Here is a 4,017-nt window from a genome sequence, read left to right as displayed (position 1 = left end):
ACTATATACTTTTAATAATTAAATTATATAATAAATATAGAAACGAAAATTTATGAGCAAGGAAGTTGAAAAATATGACATTAACAATGGGCTTTATTGGATTTGGAAAGTCAGCTAACCGCTATCACTTACCTTATGTAAACACGCGTAATAATATAAAAATAAAAACGATTTTTGTACGTCAAATAAATGAAAAATTAGCGGCTCCATATAAGGAAAAATGTGTTTACTTCACTACTGATTTGGACGAATTGTTGAATGACAAGGAAATTCAAGTGGTGACGGTCTGTACGCCAGCACATACGCATTACGAATTAGCGAAAAAAGTTATACTTGCTGGAAAATCAGTTATCGTTGAAAAACCATTTTGCGATACAGTGGAACATGCGAAAGAATTATTAGCTTTAGGACGAGAAAAAGGTGTAGTAGTTATGCCTTATCAAAACCGCCGTTTTGATGGTGATTTTTTAGCTGTGAAGCAAGTAATTGAACAAGGATTCCTTGGTGATATTATTGAGATTGAATCACATATTGATTATTTCCGTCCTGGTTCAATCACTCATGAAGCTCCAAAAGAAGAAGGTTCATTTTACAGTTTAGGTATTCATACGATGGACCGTATGATTTCACTATTCGGCCGTCCAGATACGGTTACATACGATATTCGTAATAATGAAATGGAAGGTGCGGTTGATAACTATTTCGATGTTGGTTTACATTACGGAAATCAGTTGAAGATTAAGCTGAAAACGAACCATGTCGTAGCAAAAGATTATCCACGCTTTATCGTTCATGGAACAAACGGATCATTTATTAAATATGGTGAAGATCAGCAGGAAAATGATTTGAAAGCGGGTGTTATGCCTGAGAGTGCAGGATTTGGTGAAGATTCACCGATGTACTATGGAGTTGCTAAGTATCGTAATGCAAATGGTGACTGGATTGAAAAACAAATTAAAACGCCACTTGGTGATTACGGTCGTTTCTATGATGCCGCGTATGAAACAATTATAAATGGTGCACCAAAACTTGTGAAAGACGAAGAAGCGGTAACGAATATTGAAATCTTAGAAAATGGATTTGCTGCCCCATCACCTTCCGTTTACAAACTTGAGGCTTTACATTTGAATGAATAGAAGAGAGTTTGCAGTATAAAGGAGGTATGGAAATGGCAAGCGGATCAACACAAGTAAAATACCTCGGCATTTATCAAAAGATTAAACAGCAAATTTTAGACGGTGAATATAAAATCAACGAAAAAATTCCGAGTAGCCCCGTCCTTGCTGAAGAATTTGGTGTTTCAGCCCTTACTATTAAGAAAGCGCTGGATCTATTAGTTAGAGATGGCTACATCATCCGCCGGCGCGGAAGTGGAACAGTGGTGCAAGATTGGCGTCAACAGGAAAAGGCACGAATGATTCAAACTTTAACGGGTACGAAAGCTGTATACGGCAGTGAGGTAGAAAGTAAAATTATCGAGTTTGCGATTGTTGGGGCTGATGAAGTAGTTGCTGAGAAATTGGGAGTTTCAATCGGTGATTTCGTCTATAAAATCATTCGCCTCCGCATCATTCACAGCATTCCGACGATTATGGAGCATACATGGATGCCAATTTCGGTTATCCCAGGTGTTGAGGCTTCTGTTTTAGAGGAGTCGATATACTCACATATTCAAAATAAACTTGGTCTTGAAGTAGGGACATCTGTTGTCAGGGTTAAAGGAATTCGCCCAGATGATAGGGAAAAGCAGTTTATGAACTTAACAAATCAGGATTTCCTAATGCGAGTTGAACAAGTAGCTTACTTAACGGATGGACGAACTTTTGAATATTCTTATGCAGATCATCTACCCGAAACATTTGAGTTTGAAACAGTCATTACTGCAAAAAATTATAAAGAGATATAAAAATCGGTTGAGGCAAGTATTGTCTCAACTGCTCCTATTATACGTTAATAGAATGAATCCAAGACTTAACATTTGATTTATAGAACTGTAAAGTTTAAAATTACAGTATAGTTTTTAGAAGTGAGTTGTTATCGTCTGTAAAATGTAGATAAATTAAATATTCTCGAATAAATAATATTGCTTGTATTTGATTCTAAACTGTAATTTTTTTTAATACATTTCAATAACCGATGTTTAAAATGTACGTTTCATAACATTAAAGGAGTGAGTTAAATATGGTAATTCTATATACAACAGCAAGCTGTTCCTCATGCCGAAAAGCGAAAGCATGGCTTGAAGAGCATCAAATTGATTATATTGAAAAAAACATCGTATCAAATTCTATGACAGTTGATGAGCTTAAATCGATTCTTCGTTTAACTGAAGAGGGGGCTACTGAAATTATTTCAACTAGATCCAAAACTTTTCAGGACTTAAATATAAATATTGAGGAGCTCTCGCTCAATGAATTTTATACATTAATAATTGAGCATCCACTAATGTTACGTCGCCCAATTATGCTGGACGAAAAAAGATTGCAAATTGGTTTTAACGAAGAAGAAATTCGTAAATTTTTACCACGTAGCGTCCGAACATTTTTAAACATTGAACTGCAAAAGTTGGCTAATTAATAAGTAATATTTTTTAGGGAAAGTGGTATGAAAGGAGGAAGCAGAAAATGATAGAAGTATGTGTTACAGTCAATTATAACGATAGAAATTATCAAACAAATGTTATTGTAAGTAAAGATACGATATGGACAAAAATTAAACAATTGGCAGAAGAACAAGTGAAGAAACAGTGGAGTGTTTAATTTTATTTTCAACTTAAAAAGCTAAATGAAGTTATCAGATATAGGTGGGACCGGATAGAATTAATTTTTTATGGCAAGAAGTATTCTATATGTTTTAACGTTCTAACCTATCTGTAATATTTATGGCTACAGTTAATATATGAGAAACAATATTTTTGATCGTAGGAGGAAAATCATGAACAGCGACTTTACCTTGGCCATACACAGTTTAACTTATTTAGCTTTACAGCCAGATCGGATGTCAACAAGTAATGCTATTTCAGAAAGTGCAGGTGTACATCCAGTACGTATTCGTAAAGTACTAAGTTTGTTAAAAAAGCACAAGTTTATACAATCAAAAGAGGGAACTGGTGGAGGTTTTATTTTCGCCCGCGATTTAGACGAAGTGAATCTTTGGCATATTTATCAGATAACCTCTGAAGGTGCTTTGCAGCCGAAGTGTCCAGAATCAAACAATCAGTGTGTTGTAGGTTCGAACATGCGAAAAGTTCTTTTCGCTATTTTCTTAGGTGCTGAAGAGCATCTAGGTGAATACTTAAAGAATTATACAATGAAAGAAGTTGTTGATCTTATCAATCAAGAGCGTTAAGCGGCTTAATTATTATATAGCCGTGAGTTCTTAACACTTAAATGTAATGAAAAATATTACAGTATAATTGTTTTTATATCTTTTTTATCGTCACAAAAAATATTTATAGGAAGGTGAAACGGTATGATGTCAAATAATAATCATGTTTTAAAAGTAGGAGATTGGGTTCGTGGAATATCAAATGAAGGTGAATTAATAGTTGGTTATATTGTATCACTTGATGATGTAGAGGATATAGTTACAGTTAGTATTGTGAAACGTGACGGCCAGTACACAATAAACGAAGCGATTTTACTCTTTAGTAAACACGTTAACAAACTCCCTGAATCAAAGGTAATAAATAAGGAACAAATCCTTTATCTTATAGATCTTGCATTATTAACAGGGGATGAAGAATGGTTTATCGAGCTTTCTTCAAAATTAAACTCGATAAAAGAGCTAGTTAATGAGGGATTTTAAAATTTAAACTTTTGAGGGTGCACACAATCCGCCTTATGGAGAGGACACAATTACTTTTCGCATAAAAGGAAATGATGTAAAAACGATTCATTACAAACATAGAGATATTCCTGATAACGATAATTATGTAAATGAGCTGTCCATATGGGGCAGCTTTTTTGTTTTTTACTCAGTGTAGCTTTTTAAATTGTATATGAATTCAATATTAAT

6 protein-coding genes and 1 pseudogene are annotated in these 4,017 nt (G+C 34.1%); all 7 read left to right on the top strand.

All coding sequences use genetic code 11. From position 1 onward, the window contains the following. Nucleotides 1–74 precede the first annotated feature (74 nt). Nucleotides 75–1,136 (top strand): oxidoreductase, encoded by a 1,062-nt coding sequence (locus ABWK52_RS17035; protein WP_098341053.1) that lies wholly within the window; start codon nt 75–77, stop codon nt 1,134–1,136. Nucleotides 1,137–1,168: 32 nt separating this feature from the next. After that, nucleotides 1,169–1,906 carry a GntR family transcriptional regulator gene (locus ABWK52_RS17030; protein ID WP_000146278.1) on the top strand — a complete coding sequence of 246 codons (738 nt, stop codon included), beginning with the start codon at nt 1,169–1,171 and terminating at the stop codon, nt 1,904–1,906. Nucleotides 1,907–2,181: 275 nt separating this feature from the next. Then, a complete protein-coding gene (gene spxA, locus ABWK52_RS17025; RefSeq protein WP_000236194.1) occupies nt 2,182–2,577 on the top strand; it encodes a transcriptional regulator SpxA in 396 nt (131 codons plus the stop codon). Nucleotides 2,578–2,624: 47 nt separating this feature from the next. Next, nucleotides 2,625–2,759, top strand: coding sequence for a BA3454 family stress response protein (locus tag ABWK52_RS17020; protein WP_000573532.1), 135 nt, complete (start codon nt 2,625–2,627; stop codon nt 2,757–2,759). A 175-nt stretch (nt 2,760–2,934) separates the two neighbouring features. Beyond that, complete coding sequence (gene saiR, locus ABWK52_RS17015; protein ID WP_061655182.1) at nt 2,935–3,348, top strand: Rrf2-family transcriptional regulator SaiR; 414 nt, start codon at nt 2,935–2,937, stop codon at nt 3,346–3,348. A 123-nt stretch (nt 3,349–3,471) separates the two neighbouring features. Further along, nucleotides 3,472–3,807, top strand: a complete 336-nt coding sequence (locus ABWK52_RS17010; protein ID WP_000987462.1) for an IDEAL domain-containing protein — start codon at nt 3,472–3,474, stop codon at nt 3,805–3,807. A 7-nt stretch (nt 3,808–3,814) separates the two neighbouring features. Next, nucleotides 3,815–3,985 (top strand): annotated as a pseudogene (locus ABWK52_RS17005) (DUF3888 domain-containing protein); the annotation flags it as partial. Nucleotides 3,986–4,017: the final 32 nt, after the last annotated feature.

Origin of the sequence: Bacillus sp. AP50 (assembly GCF_040492675.1) — a bacterium.
Taxonomy (GTDB): Bacteria; Bacillota; Bacilli; order Bacillales; family Bacillaceae_G; genus Bacillus_A; species Bacillus_A cereus.
The sequence above is the reverse complement of the archived record's forward strand: the minus strand, read 5'-3'. Positions and strand labels throughout refer to the sequence as shown.